The organism is Vibrio glycogenivorans (assembly GCF_051660965.1).
Classification (GTDB): domain Bacteria; phylum Pseudomonadota; class Gammaproteobacteria; order Enterobacterales; family Vibrionaceae; genus Vibrio.
Genome location: NZ_JBPVIS010000016.1, coordinates 1 through 15,497 on the forward strand (window position 1 = coordinate 1; position 15,497 = coordinate 15,497).

At 49.8% G+C, this 15,497-nt stretch carries 14 protein-coding genes; 9 read left to right on the top strand and 5 right to left on the bottom strand.

Translation table 11 applies throughout. The features are described from left to right. Window positions 1-451: 451 nt before the first annotated feature. Window positions 452-2,179, bottom strand: a complete 1,728-nt coding sequence (locus ACSTTG_RS21225) for a bifunctional metallophosphatase/5'-nucleotidase (RefSeq protein ID WP_438476198.1) — start codon at window positions 2,177-2,179, stop codon at window positions 452-454. Window positions 2,180-2,360: 181 nt separating this feature from the next. Between ACSTTG_RS21225 and ACSTTG_RS21230 the strand changes: the two genes are divergently transcribed. Continuing rightward, window positions 2,361-3,986, top strand: a complete 1,626-nt coding sequence (locus tag ACSTTG_RS21230) for a DUF2813 domain-containing protein (protein ID WP_438461052.1) — start codon at window positions 2,361-2,363, stop codon at window positions 3,984-3,986. 454 nt (window positions 3,987-4,440) lie between these two features. Further along, the gene (gene focA, locus ACSTTG_RS21235; protein ID WP_438461051.1) at window positions 4,441-5,919 is read left to right on the top strand and encodes a formate transporter FocA; all 1,479 of its coding nucleotides are present in this window, start codon (window positions 4,441-4,443) and stop codon (window positions 5,917-5,919) included. Between the two features lie 157 nt (window positions 5,920-6,076). Here the strand turns inward: focA and ACSTTG_RS21240 are convergent, their stop codons facing one another. Further along, complete coding sequence (locus tag ACSTTG_RS21240; protein ID WP_438476200.1) at window positions 6,077-6,646, bottom strand: YceI family protein; 570 nt, start codon at window positions 6,644-6,646, stop codon at window positions 6,077-6,079. Beyond that, complete coding sequence (locus ACSTTG_RS21245) at window positions 6,643-7,179, bottom strand: cytochrome b (protein ID WP_438476201.1); 537 nt, start codon at window positions 7,177-7,179, stop codon at window positions 6,643-6,645. The genes ACSTTG_RS21240 and ACSTTG_RS21245 overlap by 4 nt, the downstream gene beginning before the upstream one ends. 300 nt (window positions 7,180-7,479) lie before the next feature. Here ACSTTG_RS21245 and ACSTTG_RS21250 point away from each other — a divergent pair, with 300 nt between their 5' ends. Further along, window positions 7,480-8,118, top strand: a complete 639-nt coding sequence (locus ACSTTG_RS21250; RefSeq protein ID WP_438476203.1) for a hypothetical protein — start codon at window positions 7,480-7,482, stop codon at window positions 8,116-8,118. Here ACSTTG_RS21250 and ACSTTG_RS21255 read toward each other — a convergent pair. After that, window positions 8,115-8,750: a response regulator gene (locus ACSTTG_RS21255; protein WP_438461047.1), complete on the bottom strand. Its 636-nt coding sequence runs from the start codon at window positions 8,748-8,750 to the stop codon at window positions 8,115-8,117. The two genes, ACSTTG_RS21250 and ACSTTG_RS21255, sit on opposite strands and share 4 nt — an antisense overlap. Before the next feature lie 10 nt (window positions 8,751-8,760). Then, a complete protein-coding gene (gene narQ, locus ACSTTG_RS21260; protein ID WP_438476204.1) occupies window positions 8,761-10,506 on the bottom strand; it encodes a nitrate/nitrite two-component system sensor histidine kinase NarQ in 1,746 nt (581 codons plus the stop codon). Between the two features lie 199 nt (window positions 10,507-10,705). On the opposite strand from narQ, the gene napF reads away from it, so the two are divergent. From napF to ACSTTG_RS21290, 6 genes are all read left to right on the top strand, one after another. Next, window positions 10,706-11,182, top strand: a complete 477-nt coding sequence (gene napF, locus ACSTTG_RS21265; protein WP_438461045.1) for a ferredoxin-type protein NapF — start codon at window positions 10,706-10,708, stop codon at window positions 11,180-11,182. 20 nt (window positions 11,183-11,202) lie between these two features. Then, window positions 11,203-11,529 (top strand): chaperone NapD, encoded by a 327-nt coding sequence (locus tag ACSTTG_RS21270; RefSeq protein ID WP_438461044.1) that lies wholly within the window; start codon window positions 11,203-11,205, stop codon window positions 11,527-11,529. Further along, window positions 11,526-14,015 (top strand): periplasmic nitrate reductase subunit alpha, encoded by a 2,490-nt coding sequence (gene napA / locus ACSTTG_RS21275; protein ID WP_438476205.1) that lies wholly within the window; start codon window positions 11,526-11,528, stop codon window positions 14,013-14,015. Before ACSTTG_RS21270 ends, napA begins: the two co-directional genes overlap by 4 nt. Before the next feature lie 70 nt (window positions 14,016-14,085). After that, window positions 14,086-14,541, top strand: a complete 456-nt coding sequence (locus ACSTTG_RS21280) for a nitrate reductase cytochrome c-type subunit (protein ID WP_438461042.1) — start codon at window positions 14,086-14,088, stop codon at window positions 14,539-14,541. Between the two features lie 31 nt (window positions 14,542-14,572). Further along, entirely contained in the window at window positions 14,573-15,151 is a 579-nt protein-coding gene (locus ACSTTG_RS21285; protein WP_438461041.1) for a NapC/NirT family cytochrome c, read from the top strand. Between the two features lie 11 nt (window positions 15,152-15,162). After that, window positions 15,163-15,297: a TIGR02808 family protein gene (locus ACSTTG_RS21290; protein WP_438476206.1), complete on the top strand. Its 135-nt coding sequence runs from the start codon at window positions 15,163-15,165 to the stop codon at window positions 15,295-15,297. Window positions 15,298-15,497: the final 200 nt, after the last annotated feature.

Below are 15,497 nucleotides of genomic sequence, written 5' to 3' on the forward strand. Positions count from 1 at the left end.
TCGAGGTTCGAGGTTCGAGGTTCGAGGTTCGAGGTTCGAGGTTCGAGGTTCGAGGTTCGAGGTTCGAGGTTCGAGGTTCGAGGTTCGAGGTTCGAGGTTCGAGGTTCGAGGTTCGAGCAAAATCGTGTCAATGGGTTGATAGGCTGTCAAGCCTAACAATTAATGCTCAGCTTTCACCACTTAGTCAGCTTCTGGTGAGCCCCGTCATAAAAGCGCTCTCCCCTCGTAGGGCAAAGCCCGCACTCGCTCCCCGCCCCTCGAACCTTTTTTACAAAGGGAGCCAATAAGCCAAAGCCCCCCAAGCCCCAACCCATATCATCACCACAGCAGCATCGAACCATCCTTTGCGCGACATTGTTAACCTCATTCTCTGTGATTGGGGAACCTTCCCCAATGTTGTCAATTAGTTACAATGTTTAGCAAATTACACGCCAAAATGATTACATCTCGTTCAAATGACCGCTTTTTGTGATATTGCTTGGCTTTCTGGTCGCGCTTGCAGGTATTCGACGAAACAATCGGCCATCGAGACGGTAGTCACTATTGAACCTGGGAGCTGGTTCAGTATCGCGTCATAACCCTCTTTACCCTTCATGGTATAAGCCGATGAGGTACCACAATAGATCGCCTCTGGATCAACGTCTTGCCAAAGTCCCTGGTCATCGCAGACCTGCAGGTGTTCAATGCGCTCGCCCGGTGGGTTATCCGGCTGATAATCAAAGCGCAGACGACTGGTGTAAGGGTATGAACCTGAGCCCGTGCCCTCGACTCCATTATTGAGCGCATTATTGATTGCCCCTTCGAGTGTCAGGCGAAGTGCCTCTCCCGAGAGACGATAAACACCAATCGGCACGGCAAATGGCAATAATTTTCCGGCAATATCGGCAACCGAGATCTCACCGGCATGGAGTGAGTTACGCACCCCACCAGCATTATGCAGTGCAAACTGGATATCGTGGCCTCGATTTCTCATTGCGAACAAAAACGAGTCCGTGACAAGCGGCGCTACCTCACTAGCGCCCTGCTCGTCAGGAATGCGAACATGGCGAAGTGGCCTTTCGAGGACAGTGACGACTTGCTCTGCGAGTTGCTTAACGCAAGGCATATAGTTGTCACGCAGTAAACCCTGCACCTCGGGATCTTTCTTACACACCACGACATTTGGGTGCTGGCGAATCCATTCACACGCCGCTTGATACTGCGCATCACTGCGCGGCTGATTTAGACTGGCATCGAGAAACACTCGACGGCCAAACAGCAGCTCATTTTGACCCTCAAATCGAACCACCTTGCCATCACGATCAAAGTCGATATGACAATGGCCGATGGATAACGCATGATAACCCGCTTGCACGACATAACAGCCATTAACCAACTGGCCATAACTCTCATCAGCGGCAAACCCCAGCGATGAAAAATCGCCTTGCAGGCGATGACTGTGACCACCGACAATCAGGCCAATCCCTTCCACCTGCTCAGCAAGCGCTTTGTCTTGCTCATAGCCAAGATGGCTGAGCAAAATAATCTTGTTCACACCACTGGCGCGAATAGCCTTCACCGTGCGCAGCGCCACGTCGAGAGAGTTTATAAACGGGGTATCTGGATCTGGGTTGGCAATATCGGTCATTTTGTCTAGCGACAGACCAAAGATGGCCACCGGCTCTCCATCGACCTGCTGAACCACCCAGCGCGCCACTTGCTGCTCATTGTGGTAGGCATAGACATTTTGATTACTGCTAATCTTGTTACGCTTGTGCGCTGCCTCATTCGACAGATCCCAGTTGCCTGCTAGGAGTGGAAACTGGATTCGCTGGGCAAAATCTGCCACGGGCTCGTTACCAAGGTCGAGCTCGTGATTTCCCAAAGCCATAGCATCTAAATCCAGTGCGTTAAGCATCGCGGCGTTGGCTCGCCCCTTAAATAGGGAGAAATACAGGGTACCTTGGAAACAGTCACCAGCGTGTAAAAAAGCAAAGCCACGATTATCACGTGCAGCTTGGGCACGGAGTTGCTTGCTACGCGTGGCGACCCGAGCAAAGCCCCCTGCACTGACGTAAGGCTCAACAATGGGGTCAAGCTCGGTTAGGTGCAACTGCAACGAGGTGGGCTCAAAGTAAGAGTGGGTATCATTAATGTGGGCAACCGTCATTCTGACGGCCTTATGGCGCTTCTCGCTCATAGAATTTTCTCTTGTTTGTACTTATCGTTATCCTAGCGCAAGGCAGATGACAGATTAATTAACCGCAATAGCTTGTTTTAACGAATTATTTACAAGTCTTTGTTTTTGTGAGGGAACTGCCAGTGATTTTTTTCTACCTGCTATACTCTAGAAACACAGAGTCTCTCACTAAGGAGACAAGATGCAGCTAGACAGGATTGAGATTTCTGGTTTTCGCGGTATTCGCCGCCTTTCCTTGCAGTTTGATGAACTCACCACCCTTATCGGTGAAAATACTTGGGGCAAGTCATCCCTTTTGGATGCACTTTGCATCGCGTTGCCCACGTCAGGGGAGTTGTATGAGTTCGAAATGACCGATTTCCATGTCGATTACGCCATCGCGCATCCACAAACACAGCACCTGCAGATTATCTTATCTTTCATTGCTAGCGATGAACTCGAAGTGCGTGCAGGGCGATATCGCAAAATAAAGCCGATTTGGACACTCGATGATGACGGTAAACGTCGCATCTATTATCGCCTCAGTGCCACACGCAATGGCTATGATATCACGACTCACTACGCCTTTCTCGATGCGAATGGCCTGCCACTGAAACTGCACCACAGCGAAAAGCTCGCTCAAGAGTTGATGTCGCTGCATCCCGTGATCCGTCTGCGCGACTCACGCCGCTATACCGACTATGCCAATGGCCAGGATATCAATACCCGAGCCGAAAAGCGTATCCAAAACACCTATCGACGCTTGCTTGCCACCCCGGGGCATGTCAACAAAGGCGAGATAAAAAGCAGTCTCAACACAATGAATGAACTTGTTGAACACTACTTCTCTTTCAAGGCGAAGGCAAATCATAATCCGCGTCAAAAACGTGATGGGCTGTTCCACGCCACCACGCATGACCAGACTTTGGCACAAAGTATCGGTGAATCAAGCAGTAAGCAAACCCGCCTCTTAATGCTCGGCCTGCTTAACGCTTACCTGCAAGCGAAAGGGCCCAGTAACCTCAGACGCTGCGCTCGCCCAATTTTGCTGATCGAAGACCCAGAAGGCCGCCTGCATCCGACCCATTTGGCTAGGGCATGGGGCCTACTTCGGCTGTTACCAATGCAAAAAATCCTCACCACTAACAGCGCTGAGCTACTGCGCCAAGTCTCGCTGTTCTCAATCCGGCGCTTGGTGCGTCAATCTGATCGCACCGTCGCGCGCTGCGTCAAGGATAGACACTTAAGTCAAGACGAACTTCGGCGAATTGGTTTTCATATTCGCTTTCATCGCTCCGGTGCCATGTTTGCGCGCTGCTGGCTGTTGGTCGAGGGGGAAACGGAGGTTTGGCTATTTAATGAAATCGCCAATATCTGTGGCTACAACCTTGCAGCGGAGGGCGTGCAGATTATTGAGTTTGCTCAATCCGGCCTTAAATCTCTGATCAAAGTTGCCAAGGCGCTCGACATTGACTGGCATGTCGTCACCGACGGTGACCAAGCCGGGAAGAAGTACGCCGCTGCCGTCAGGGCCATGCTCGGTGATGAGCAAGAGCGACACCGATTAACCGAGTTACCAGAGCGAGATATCGAACACTTTCTTTATCAAAATGGCTTTGAGCCGTTTTTCCGCGAGATGGTAAAAATCCCGCCAGACCATCCTATTCCGGCTAAAAAAGTGGTGCACAAGGTACTCAAAAAGAAAGCTAAGCCCGATCTCGCCCTAGCGATCGTCGGTCACTGCGAGCATCGCGGTGCAGACTGTATCCCCCTCCTCCTACGTTGGACACTCAAACGGGTCGTGACGATGGCCAATGGTAATACTTGACGCGAAAGATAATACCCAGGACTAACAACATCTGAATGTTGACAGCAACACCTGTCCTAAATTGGCGGCCAACGTACCTTAAGTGACCCATCAACTTTTTTGAACCGTGCAATTACACCTGTTAACCAGAATGGTCATCAAGTGTCACCAAAGTCATAACCACATGATATTAATCACATTTGGTGCAAATGAAATCTGCGAAAATACTGATAACCTTTATCAGAGTTCTTTTTTCATCGTCTTAGCCTTGCCTCACCGCAACTAAAGTGGACGGACTTCTAGTCCTGTCAGGTGGAAACAAATATTACATATAAGAAAATGTGATACAGCTTTTAAATTTAATCAATTTTACTTATCATAGCGCGGCTTGATATAGTTGTGGTGTTGTTGTGGCAAGAGGCCAAAAACAGCATCGGTTTACCGATTAAATAAAGATGTATCGCTTGGGTAAGTTATGAATAATCACGATTCCAGCAACAATCTCCTTTTCTCACCTGCAGAAATGATGGCGGAAGCCGAAAAGTTTGCACTGAGCAAAGCCAAAAAGACCAGCAGTATGACGCTGAGCCTTGCGGTGATGGCCGGTGCGTTTATCGGGCTTGCGTTTGTCTTCTATATTACAGTGACAACAGGAAGCGCCGCAGCAGGTTGGGGCATCAGTCGCCTGACTGGTGGTTTAGTCTTTAGCATGGGGCTGATTTTGATCGTTTTGTGTGGTGGTGAGCTGTTTACCAGTTCAGTACTGTCCAGTATCTCTTGGGCAAATCGACAAATCACTCTGAAGAAAATGCTCTCGCTGTGGGCAAAGGTATACATCGGTAATTTTGTCGGAGCCATGTTTATGCTCTTGATGATCTCTGCAGGAGGACTGCTCCTTTTGCACGATGGTCAATGGGGCTTAAACGCACTGAATATCGCTCAGCATAAAATTCACCATACACCAGTTCAGGCTTTTGCTTTGGGTGTGCTTTGTAATCTGTTGGTATGCCTAGCCATCTGGATGACGTTTAGCTCAGCCAATGCCTTAACAAAAGCCCTGCTGATGATCCTGCCGGTGGCAATGTTTGTTTCCAGTGGATTCGAACACTCGGTGGCGAATATGTTTATGGTTCCACTTGGAATCGCAATTCATAGCTTCGCACCTGAGAGCTTCTGGCAGATGGTCGCCGTTGACCCGCAACAATACAGTGACTTAACCGTCTCGACGTTTTTGTTGGCCAACTTGCTGCCAGTCACGCTGGGTAATATTTTTGGTGGTTCGGTATTAGTTGGACTGGCTAACTGGTCTATCTATCGCCGACCACAGTTAAAAGCAAATACAAGTTCCGTGGGAACAATAACTATCGCGACGGCGCCTACGGCAACCAAACCCTCTGATGTTGTCGTCAGAAGCCTTACCGAAACCAGTCCACTGACATTGAATGCAGATACGCTTTTGCCAGAAGCCGTCGATATGATGTTGGATAGCCAAGTACCAGGTGCGCCAGTTTGTGATGTTAATGGCCGCTTGGAGGGTTTCCTGTCACTGCATGATGTGATGGTGGATTATTGGTGTCATGATTACCTGCCAAGTAAGGACACCAAAGTCGCCGACGTAATGAGTCGGAATGTGGTAGCGGTCAACGCAAGCGATCACCTGGTGGATGTGATCGAGTATCTGTGTGTCGATAAAACCCAGCTGTATTCAAACGAAGATTTGGATATTGCCGCACCGACTGTCGCTTTGCCAGAGTATCAGCGTGCGCAAGTCATGCATGTGAGCAAGCCAAGCACACTGCCTGTACTGGAAAATGGGGTCTTTATCGGTATCTTAACCAGAAAACGCGTTGTGGCTGAGCTGTGTCGCATTTATAAAATGGGTGCTTTGGACAAGCCACAGGCAATGCCTCTTTCAGGCACGCCAAGCTTTGTACCAAGCAACTCAACTATCTAGCCGAGCCTTTTAGCGCTAGAGAGAAACATTTTTAAGATTATTCTTGGGAAATAAGATCAAAAGGTGGCCTTTATGGCCACCTTTTTTTTCCCTACGGGAAAGAGGCGAGAGTCGAGATCGCTTTGCTGCGAGAGGCGATGGGTACTTAAGACGAAGGTTACTTCTTGATGCCTTCGACGTGCAGCTCCATGTCTACGTAGCTGGATGTGCCCATGACCGGGATATTAAAGTCCTCCAGCTCGAGTCGCGTTGTGCCTAGGAAACCGGCGCGTTCGCCGCCCCACGGGTCTGTGCCTGCACCGATAAACTCGGCATTGATCACGATAGGTTTGGTCACACCGTGTAAAGTGAGATCACCGCTGATGTCCAGCATACCATCGCCTTTGTCAGTGACGCTTGTGCTGGTAAAGGTGGCGCTTGAGTATTTTGAGGCGTCGATAAAATCGCCACTGCGGATATGCTTATCACGCTCGGCGTGGTTCGAATCGAGGCTGCGTGTATCTACCACTACGTTGACTTTAGATGCGCCAACATCCTCAGGGTCATAAGAGAAGTCACCCTCAAAACTGTTAAAACGGCCCTTAATAAAGCTATAACCGAGATGGCTGACCTTGAAGTTAACCGATGCATGTGCACCTTTGGTATCAATGACATAATCCGCCGCGCTCACCGCCATTGGCAACGCCAATGCTGCTGCCAATCCGGCAATGATTCCCAATTTATTCATTTTGCGCCTCCTATCATTTTGCGTAAGGTATTGTCTTTATCTATCACATGATGTTTGATCGCAGCCAGTGCATGACCACTCGCCATGATGATTAGTGCCCAAGCCGCATAAAAATGGATCTCTCCAGCCAAGTCAGCCTGCCCTTCGAACAACTTACCAATACCGGGGACTTTAAACCAATTAAATACCTCTATGCCTCGGCCATCCTCTGTAGAGATCAAATACCCCGAGGTGCCAATAACCAAGACTAGGCCATAGAGCGCAAGGTGACCAAGGTGGGCTGCAGTTTTGATCAAAGGACTGCCGTCAATTTCAGGCGTCGGTAGGAGTCGGTTCCAGAGAAAACGAATCAGGGTCAAGGTGACAATCAGTACACCGATTGACTTGTGCCAATGAGGGGCTGTGCGGTACCACTCACTGTAATAACTCAAGTCCACCATCCATAATCCGACCGCGAACATGCCGATAAAAACGATCGCACTGACCCAGTGCAACAGTCTAGAAACTAGGTTGTATTGCGTTACTGCTTTCATAGCTAATCCGTAAATACCTCTCCAACCAGCGATAGTCATCGATGGATGTGAGCAAAATCCATACAAACAGTATTTGTGATCAACTGGGTTTAGAAAAGTAGCGAGATTTGATGAAATCATTCAAAATATTTGAACAACAGAGCAAAACTATTTGTATGTCATAAATTTAGGTCTATACCTATGCTATGGTTTGATACCCAAGCAATTGTATATTCAGCTCGACAACTTCTCTCAGGAAAGGGCCTCGCAGAAATAGGGCCAGATAGAAACAGTCTCGTGTAACATGGAGCACCCAACGCCTTGCTATCGGATATTTTGGTTCAAAGTATTAATCAGTTTCAGCACGACTGTTTGAAGCTATGTGAGCGCAACTACCCTGCGATCCACAATAAAGGAATGACGGAGCACCATATGGGGTTGGCCTTTACCCGTCGCTTAGTAAGGACGCTTAACGAATTTGGCCACGTTAGCGAGGTGGTGCCCTTAGAATTGTTGCCCAAGCGCGATCTACCCCACCACTACCGGGTCAGTTGTGAGCTTGGCAGCGTCTGGGTGATCACCCAACATATGGTCAACGCCAGTGGTATCTACCGCGATAAGCTGATCCACGATATCGTACAGTGGCGTAGCGAGTTTGGCTATGCTATCCAGCCCAATGACTTGTTAATGGTGGTGGCAGATCACTGGCTGACACGCAGCCAAAGTAGTCGAGAACTGATCCACTGGTGGATGGGGATGCTACCTGATGAGATTGGTGCCTATCAGTCTCAGGGGATCAGCTTGTACGAGTGTGACTCGCAGTTGCGCCAAACCTTCGAGCATCACTTTGCAATGACGCCCCACTACCTCAAGATAGCCCACCCTCTCAAACGCGTGGATAGTGAGGCATTAGTGCGCAAATATGTCCAGCTCTATGCGGTCATTGAGTGGGAGCGCTAGCTTTTAATCTCACCATAGCGCTCAAGATACAAAATCGTCGCTGCCGTTCGAGAGGCTACTTGGAGCTTTTTGAGCAAGCTTTTCATGTGCACCTTCACCGTGGACTCTGAGATAAACAGCCGGTCAGCAATCTGTTTATTGCGAAACCCTTGCGCGACCTCCTGCAAAATCTGCATCTCTCGTTCGGTCAATTGATCAAAGTTATCTTGAGTCTGGCCACGGTTGCGCAGATATTCAGCCACCACCTCACTGTACGCTGGCTGACCATTGAGCGACTCACGGATCAATCGCACCATCTCATCGGGCTCGGTATCTTTGAGTAGATAACCGTCCGCGCCCGCTTTTACCAGCCAATCGATATCTGAGGGACTGTCTGACACGGTTAGGATCACCACCGTTGCATCAATATTATCCGCACGCAAAGCCTTGAGGGTATCTAAACCCGACATGCCCTTCATATTGAGGTCGAGTAGAATAAGATCTGGGCTGGTTAGGTTTGCCTGGGCAACGGCATCCGCTCCATTACTGGCCTCTGCCACCACCTCAAAATCACTTTCGAAGCTAAGCAGTTGATTGATCCCTCTGCGCATCAAAGGGTGATCGTCCACCAGCAGTACTCTGTTTACTGTCACCTTCATCTCCCTATACCAAAGAAAATACCAAGCTCACCTCAGTGCCCCTCATTTGTCGAGATTGCACTGTCAAGCGACCATGCAGGCGGTCAGCTCGCTCGCGCATGATACTCATACCATAATGATTGAGCTTATCTTCACTGCTATCAAACCCAATGCCATCGTCATTGATCGTGACGCACACATCACCATGATCTTCAATACAGCGCACCGCAATCTTAGTGGCTCTAGCGTGCTTCATGGCGTTGATCGTCGCCTCTCGTATCAACTGTAGCAAGTGCACTTGCTGATGGGCATCCAACTCAACAGAAGACAAACCATTTTCCAGCGTAACCTCGGTGTCGGATTGCTCATTGAGCTGCGCTAACATCTCGCGTAACGCCACACCAAAATCACCCTGTTTAATTGTAAGTCGAAAAGTCGTCAATAGCTCGCGAAGTTGGGTATAAGCCTCTGAAATGCCAGAATCTAACTCTGAAATCGTGATACTAAGCGGTTTGTTGCTTGAGTCCTCAGCCATATGCCGCTTGAGTAGTGTCATCTGTATTTTTAGGTAAGACAAAGATTGTGCCAGCGAATCATGTAGTTCACGGGCGATGGTTGCTCGCTCTTCAGCAAGGAGCAATTGCTCCGCTTGACGCTGAGCACGATTATAGAAAATGGCACGCGATAGGATCTGAGTAAAGTTATCGATCAAGCTCGCTTCCGGATGGGTCTGTTGACAGTAAAAATGCAGCGCTCCCAGATGTTCGCCATCAATGACTAGGTCTCGATAAATCACCGATTCAGGAGCAATTTTATCTCCATTCACCTGAGATCCCTCGACAAGCGAGATATGATTATCATCCACATCATCAATATCGAGCTGAACCTGCTCTATCGATTCGATGCTGACGATATGGCGCAAAATGGCTTGAAAGTTGTCAATGTTAATCCGCGCACCGGCCAGCTCTTGCGATGAGCGGTACAACACCTGCAATGAGTGGTTGGCCCCTTGCAGTTCATGCGTTTTCTCATCGACCACCTGCTCCAAACCACGATACAGTTTGCCGAGCTCAAACGCCATATTAGAGAAGGTGCGGCTTAACTCACCGATCTCTGTCCGGCGGTTTTGCTCCAATTTCACATCAAAGCTGCGATTTTGAACCTGCTTACTGGCCGTGACCAGCGCCGCTAGGGGGGAAACGACCTCGCGGCGAATGTACACAACCACGTAGATACTGGATAGCAAGATCCCACCCAGACCTAGCCCGCCGATCACCGTAAGATTGGACAATTTGCGCTCCGAGTGAAGTTGAAGCTTAAGTACAAAATCATCAATTTGGGCAACAAAGCTCGCGACTAACGGCAAGTATTGCTGGGGAGCCTCTCCCTCAAGGACTTGCTTAAGCTCTTGCCAGCGCATTACTAACTGAAAATAGTCGTTCGAGATGTGCTTCGGCACCCGCCAATCATCCAGAGCCCGCATAGAGGTGGAGTTTATTGACTGCTCAAACTGCTCAATGTGGAAAGTAAAATCGGTGGAGTTTATCTGTATATCATGCGCCAACCGATAGCTCTGCATTCGCATTGAACCAGAGACGTTAACCGCCTCAGCGTCATTGAGGCTAGAGGATAAGTTATAGATCGCAAACGTCGTTGTTCCAAGCGACAACAGCACAATCACCACCATCGCGTAAACGATGTTCTTGGTCACCGATTTATCTTGGGCGGATATTTGCCTTAAGCGTCCTTTTATTACTTGTACAACATTCATTTAGGTACTCAGTTTACTCATTTGTGATCTCTCTCCTGAGCAATTATTGATCTAAAACAACCTCAATTACCAATTACCTCTTAGTAGGTATTTAACCAAACATGACCAAACCTACACTTTATGTGTTGAATTGTGAATGCTTCTGGCGGAGCTTGACTATACTTTTAACATTAATGCAACAATCTAACGGGAGATGTGCGTGGTCGATTTATCCAAGCGGGCCTTATTGCGGAGTCGGACTTCTCCCTCCGTCTCACACCAGCTTCCTTGGCTTACCTCCCTGCAATCTCTCTACAAAGACTGTACGCAATGTGGCCAGTGTATCAGCGCCTGTGAAACTCAGATCATCGTCAAAGGCGATGGCGGCTTTCCCAGCGTCGACTTCAGTAAGGGCGAATGTGTATTTTGTTACCACTGCGCTGAGGCGTGCGAGGAGACACTGTTCAAACCACGACATGACAGTCCATGGGAGATTAAGGCCAGGATTAATGAGGGATGTTTGGCCAAAAAGAATATCGAGTGTCGTAGTTGCAGCGATATGTGCGAGCCGATGGCGATTCAATTTAAGCCCCAGATTGGTCGTGTCGCCCAACCGATACTCAATCTAGAGCAATGTAACGGCTGTGGTGCGTGTGTTGCCAGCTGCCCGAGCAATGCGATAACTGTGAGCAATTAAAACAACAAATGGATGAATCCATGCAATTAAATGAAGTGCATATCTCCAGCCTTGTCGTGCATTGTGAGCCTCTTCACTTGGCCGTTGTCAAGGCACAGATTGAAGAGCTTGATGGTGCTGAGGTCTACGGCGACAGCCCTGCTGGCAAAATCGTGGTGGTGCTAGAAACCGACAGCCAAGGTTTTATCACCGAGACGATCGATACCATCAGCCATCTACCCAATGTATTGAGTACAGTGTTGGTCTATCACCAAATTGACGCTGACGGCCAAATTGACACTGACAGAGCAGAACAGCCGAACGAAGACACTGGAATCGAGCATTCCCAAATCGAGGGTGAAGCATGAAAATGACACGACGTGCGTTTGTTAAGGCAAACGCAGCTGCATCAGCCGCCGCCGTTGCCGGTATTACCTTGCCGGCGAGTGCGACCAATCTGATTGCCAGCTCCGAACAAACTAAAATCACTTGGGACAAGGCACCCTGCCGCTTTTGTGGTACCGGCTGCTCAGTTCTGGTAGGCACACAAAATGGCAAGGTGGTCGCGACTCAGGGTGACCCTGAGTCCCCAGTCAACAAGGGCTTAAACTGCGTAAAAGGCTACTTTCTCTCCAAAATTATGTACGGTACCGACCGTTTGACCAAACCCTTGTTACGCATGAAGGACGGTCAGTATAACAAAGACGGAGAATTTACCGAGGTGTCTTGGGATGTGGCTCTCGATACCATGGCCGAGAAGTGGAAGGCCGCGCTCGCTAACAAAGGGCCAACCAGTGTGGGCATGTTTGGCTCCGGTCAATGGACAGTCATGGAGGGTTATGCTGCCTCCAAGCTAATGAAGGCAGGCTTTCGCTCTAATAACATCGACCCGAACGCTCGCCATTGCATGGCATCGGCCGTAGTGGGCTTTATGCGTTCATTTGGTATTGATGAGCCGATGGGCTGTTACGATGATTTCGAACACGCAGACGCCTTCGTCCTCTGGGGCTCAAACATGGCCGAGATGCACCCGGTTTTATGGACCCGCATCACTGACCGACGCCTGAGCTACCCTCATGTACGTGTTAACGTCCTCTCCACCTATTATCACCGCTCCTTCGAGCTGGCTGACACAGGCTATATTTTCAAACCCCAATCGGATTTGGCCATCGCCAACTATATTGCCAATTACATCATTGAAAATGATGCGGTTAATTGGGATTTTGTCAACAAACACACCAATTTTACCCAAGCAACTACTGATATTGGATATGGACTCCGCGATGATGATCCTCTGCAAAAGGCGGCGGCGAATCCTAATTCGGGTGATATCAGCATGATTTCCTTTGAGGAGTATAAAGAGTCGGTAGCACCCTATACGCTCGAGCGCGCCCATGAGATCTCTGGGGTAGAAAAAGAAAAGCTTGTCGAACTCGCCAAGCAATATGCCGACCCAGATACCAAGGTGATGTCCCTCTGGACCATGGGGGTGAATCAGCATACCCGAGGGGTTTGGATGAATAGCCTGATTTACAATATCCACCTTCTCACCGGTAAGATCTCTACTCCAGGCAACAGCCCGTTCTCACTCACAGGACAACCCTCTGCCTGTGGTACGGCTCGTGAGGTCGGAACCTTTGCGCACCGCCTTCCCGCCGATATGGTGGTCGCCAACCCTAAACACCGTGAGAAAGCCGAGAAGATCTGGAAGCTCCCTGAAGGCACCATTCCGCCTAAACCAGGCTTCCACGCGGTGCTGCAAGACCGCATGCTCAAAGATGGCCAGCTCAACGCCTACTGGGTGCAGTGCAATAACAACATGCAAGCGGGACCAAACATCAATACTGAGCGGCTTCCGGGCTATCGTAATCCGGAAAACTTTATTGTTGTGTCGGATGCTTATCCGACTGCCACCGCGCAAGCGGCCGACTTGATTCTGCCAACCGCAATGTGGATTGAGAAAGAAGGCGCCTACGGTAATGCAGAGCGCCGCACTCAAGCCTGGTATCAACAAGTAGAGACAGTGGGTGAAGCTAAGTCTGACCTGTGGCAACTGATGGAGTTCTCAAAACGCTTCAAAATGGAGGAGGTATGGCCGGAAGAGTTACTCGCCAAGGCTCCTGAATATCGCGACAAAACCATGTACGACATGCTGTTCGCAAATGGCCAGATTGATGCGTTCCCGATAGAGCAAGCCCGTGAGCTCAACGACGACGCCCACCACTTTGGCTATTACGTGCAAAAAGGCATCTTCGAAGAGTACGCTCAGTTCGGCCGTGGTAAAGCCCACGACTTGGCCGACTATGAGGTCTACCACCAAGTACGTGGTTTGCGCTGGCCAGTCGTTGATGGCGAAGAGACATTATGGCGCTTTAAAGAAGGCTATGACCCTTATGCTAAAGAGGGCTCAGGCTGGGATTTCTATGGCCATGAAGATGGCAAGGCACGTATTATCTCAGCCCCTTACGAGGCGCCACCAGAAGAGCCCAATGATGAGTTCGATATGTGGCTGTGTACTGGTCGTGTATTGGAGCACTGGCATACCGGTACCATGACCCGTCGCGTACCAGAACTGTACCGCGCTGTTGCAGATGCAGTCTGCTACATGCACCCAGACGATGCCAAAGCGAGGGATTTGCGTCGCGGCGATGAGGTGGTGATCTCCAACCCACGTGGTGAGGTTCGAGTTCGAGTCGAAACGCGAGGAAGAAATCGTCCACCACAAGGCTTGGTGTTTGTCCCATTCTTTGATGCACGCATTCTGATCAACAAGTTGATCCTCGATGCTACCGATCCACTGTCGAAACAAACCGACTACAAAAAATGTCCGGTTAAAGTGACTAAGGTAGCCTAGTGCATCCCTGCTCGGCGGTCACGCTCTCGTGGCGCGCCGACCATATGAGCCTTCGGGCGGAGATAGAAAAATGAAAAAATTCATTATCGCACTATTTTCTGTTTGTGCTGCGGCGACTGGCATTGCGTACGCCGAACTCGACAACCCTGGCGGTGTCGGTGGTCTCAGCTCATTGCGTGGTGACACGCGACTTGAAGAAACGCGTCCGGCTGACGGTTTCAAGGACTATCCAAAGGAGCAAGCACTTGAGAGTGACTATGTGTTTCAGCCACCACTGGTTCCTCATACTATTCGTAACTATGAAGTTTCACTCAATGCAAACAAATGTCTATCTTGCCATAGCTGGAAAAATGCGCCAGCGATGGGCGCCACCAAGATCAGTGTGACCCACTACGTGAATCGCCAAGAAGCGGTGCTCGCAGATATGTCACCTCGTCGCTATTTCTGTTTGCAGTGTCATGTACCTCAGGTTCAAGCCAAACCTTTGGTCGACAACGATTTCGAGCGAGTGGAATCACTACGTTAGTCGTGACTAGCGACAACGAGAGAGGCAAATTATGAAAATACTTAAAGCGTTTTGGAAGAGGTTAGCAAGCCCAAGTAAGGCGGCAGCAGGTGTTGTGTTGTTCCTTGGTTTTGCTGGCGGTCTTCTGTTCTGGGGCGCGTTCAATACTGGCATGGAAGCAACCAATACCGAGGAGTTTTGTTCTGGTTGTCATGCCCCAATCGTGGCAGAGATCCAAGAGACCATTCACTACTCTAACCGCTCAGGCGTGCGCGCAATCTGCTCCGACTGCCATGTGCCCCATGAGTGGACGGACAAAATTGTGCGTAAGGTTCAGGCTTCTAAAGAGCTGTACGCCCACTTTGTGCTAAAGACCATCGACACACCTGAGAAGTTCCAAGCTCGCCGCGGTTACCTGGCCGAGCGGGAATGGGCTCGACTGCAAAAGAATGACTCATTAGAGTGCCGTAACTGCCATGAGTTTGATTTTATGGACTTTTCTGAGCAGGGTAGTCGCGGTGCCTCACAGCACTCTACCGCACTGGCCTCAGGTGAAAAAACCTGTGTTGACTGCCACAAAGGCATCTCTCATCGCCTTCCAGATATGGAAGGGGTTGAAGGCTGGCAATAAGGAGACAAACTTTGAGTACACTTGAATCCGTTATCTGGCATATCCTCGGCTACAGTGCAATGCCATTTATTATCCTGGCTGGCTTTGCCGGCGTAGCAGCCGTTTCACTTTGGGTACTATCACTGGGCAAAGACAAAGAAATTTAAGGACGGGCTTTGCCCTGCGAGGAGCGAGTACGGGCGTTGCCCTCCGGGGTCCGAGGAGTTCAACGCGCGCGGCTGACTCCTCGCTCCTCGGAACGAAGTGAAACCCGCTCCTCGAACCTAAACACAGTAACGAGGCTCGGGTACGGGCGCTGCCCTTCGGGGTTCGAGGAGGTCAACGCACGCGTCAAATTCCTCGCTCC

What these genes read in the sequence shown, in the direction of transcription:
- ACSTTG_RS21225 (WP_438476198.1), bottom strand. Translation starts at nt 2,179, where the DNA reads ATGAGCGAGAAGCGCCATAAGGCCGTCAGAATGACGGTTGCCCACATT.
- ACSTTG_RS21230 (WP_438461052.1), top strand. Translation starts at nt 2,361, where the DNA reads ATGCAGCTAGACAGGATTGAGATTTCTGGTTTTCGCGGTATTCGCCGC.
- focA (WP_438461051.1), top strand. Translation starts at nt 4,441, where the DNA reads ATGAATAATCACGATTCCAGCAACAATCTCCTTTTCTCACCTGCAGAA.
- ACSTTG_RS21240 (WP_438476200.1), bottom strand. Translation starts at nt 6,646, where the DNA reads ATGAATAAATTGGGAATCATTGCCGGATTGGCAGCAGCATTGGCGTTG.
- ACSTTG_RS21245 (WP_438476201.1), bottom strand. Translation starts at nt 7,179, where the DNA reads ATGAAAGCAGTAACGCAATACAACCTAGTTTCTAGACTGTTGCACTGG.
- narQ (WP_438476204.1), bottom strand. Translation starts at nt 10,506, where the DNA reads ATGAATGTTGTACAAGTAATAAAAGGACGCTTAAGGCAAATATCCGCC.
- ACSTTG_RS21270 (WP_438461044.1), top strand. Translation starts at nt 11,203, where the DNA reads ATGCAATTAAATGAAGTGCATATCTCCAGCCTTGTCGTGCATTGTGAG.
- napA (WP_438476205.1), top strand. Translation starts at nt 11,526, where the DNA reads ATGAAAATGACACGACGTGCGTTTGTTAAGGCAAACGCAGCTGCATCA.
- ACSTTG_RS21280 (WP_438461042.1), top strand. Translation starts at nt 14,086, where the DNA reads ATGAAAAAATTCATTATCGCACTATTTTCTGTTTGTGCTGCGGCGACT.
- ACSTTG_RS21285 (WP_438461041.1), top strand. Translation starts at nt 14,573, where the DNA reads ATGAAAATACTTAAAGCGTTTTGGAAGAGGTTAGCAAGCCCAAGTAAG.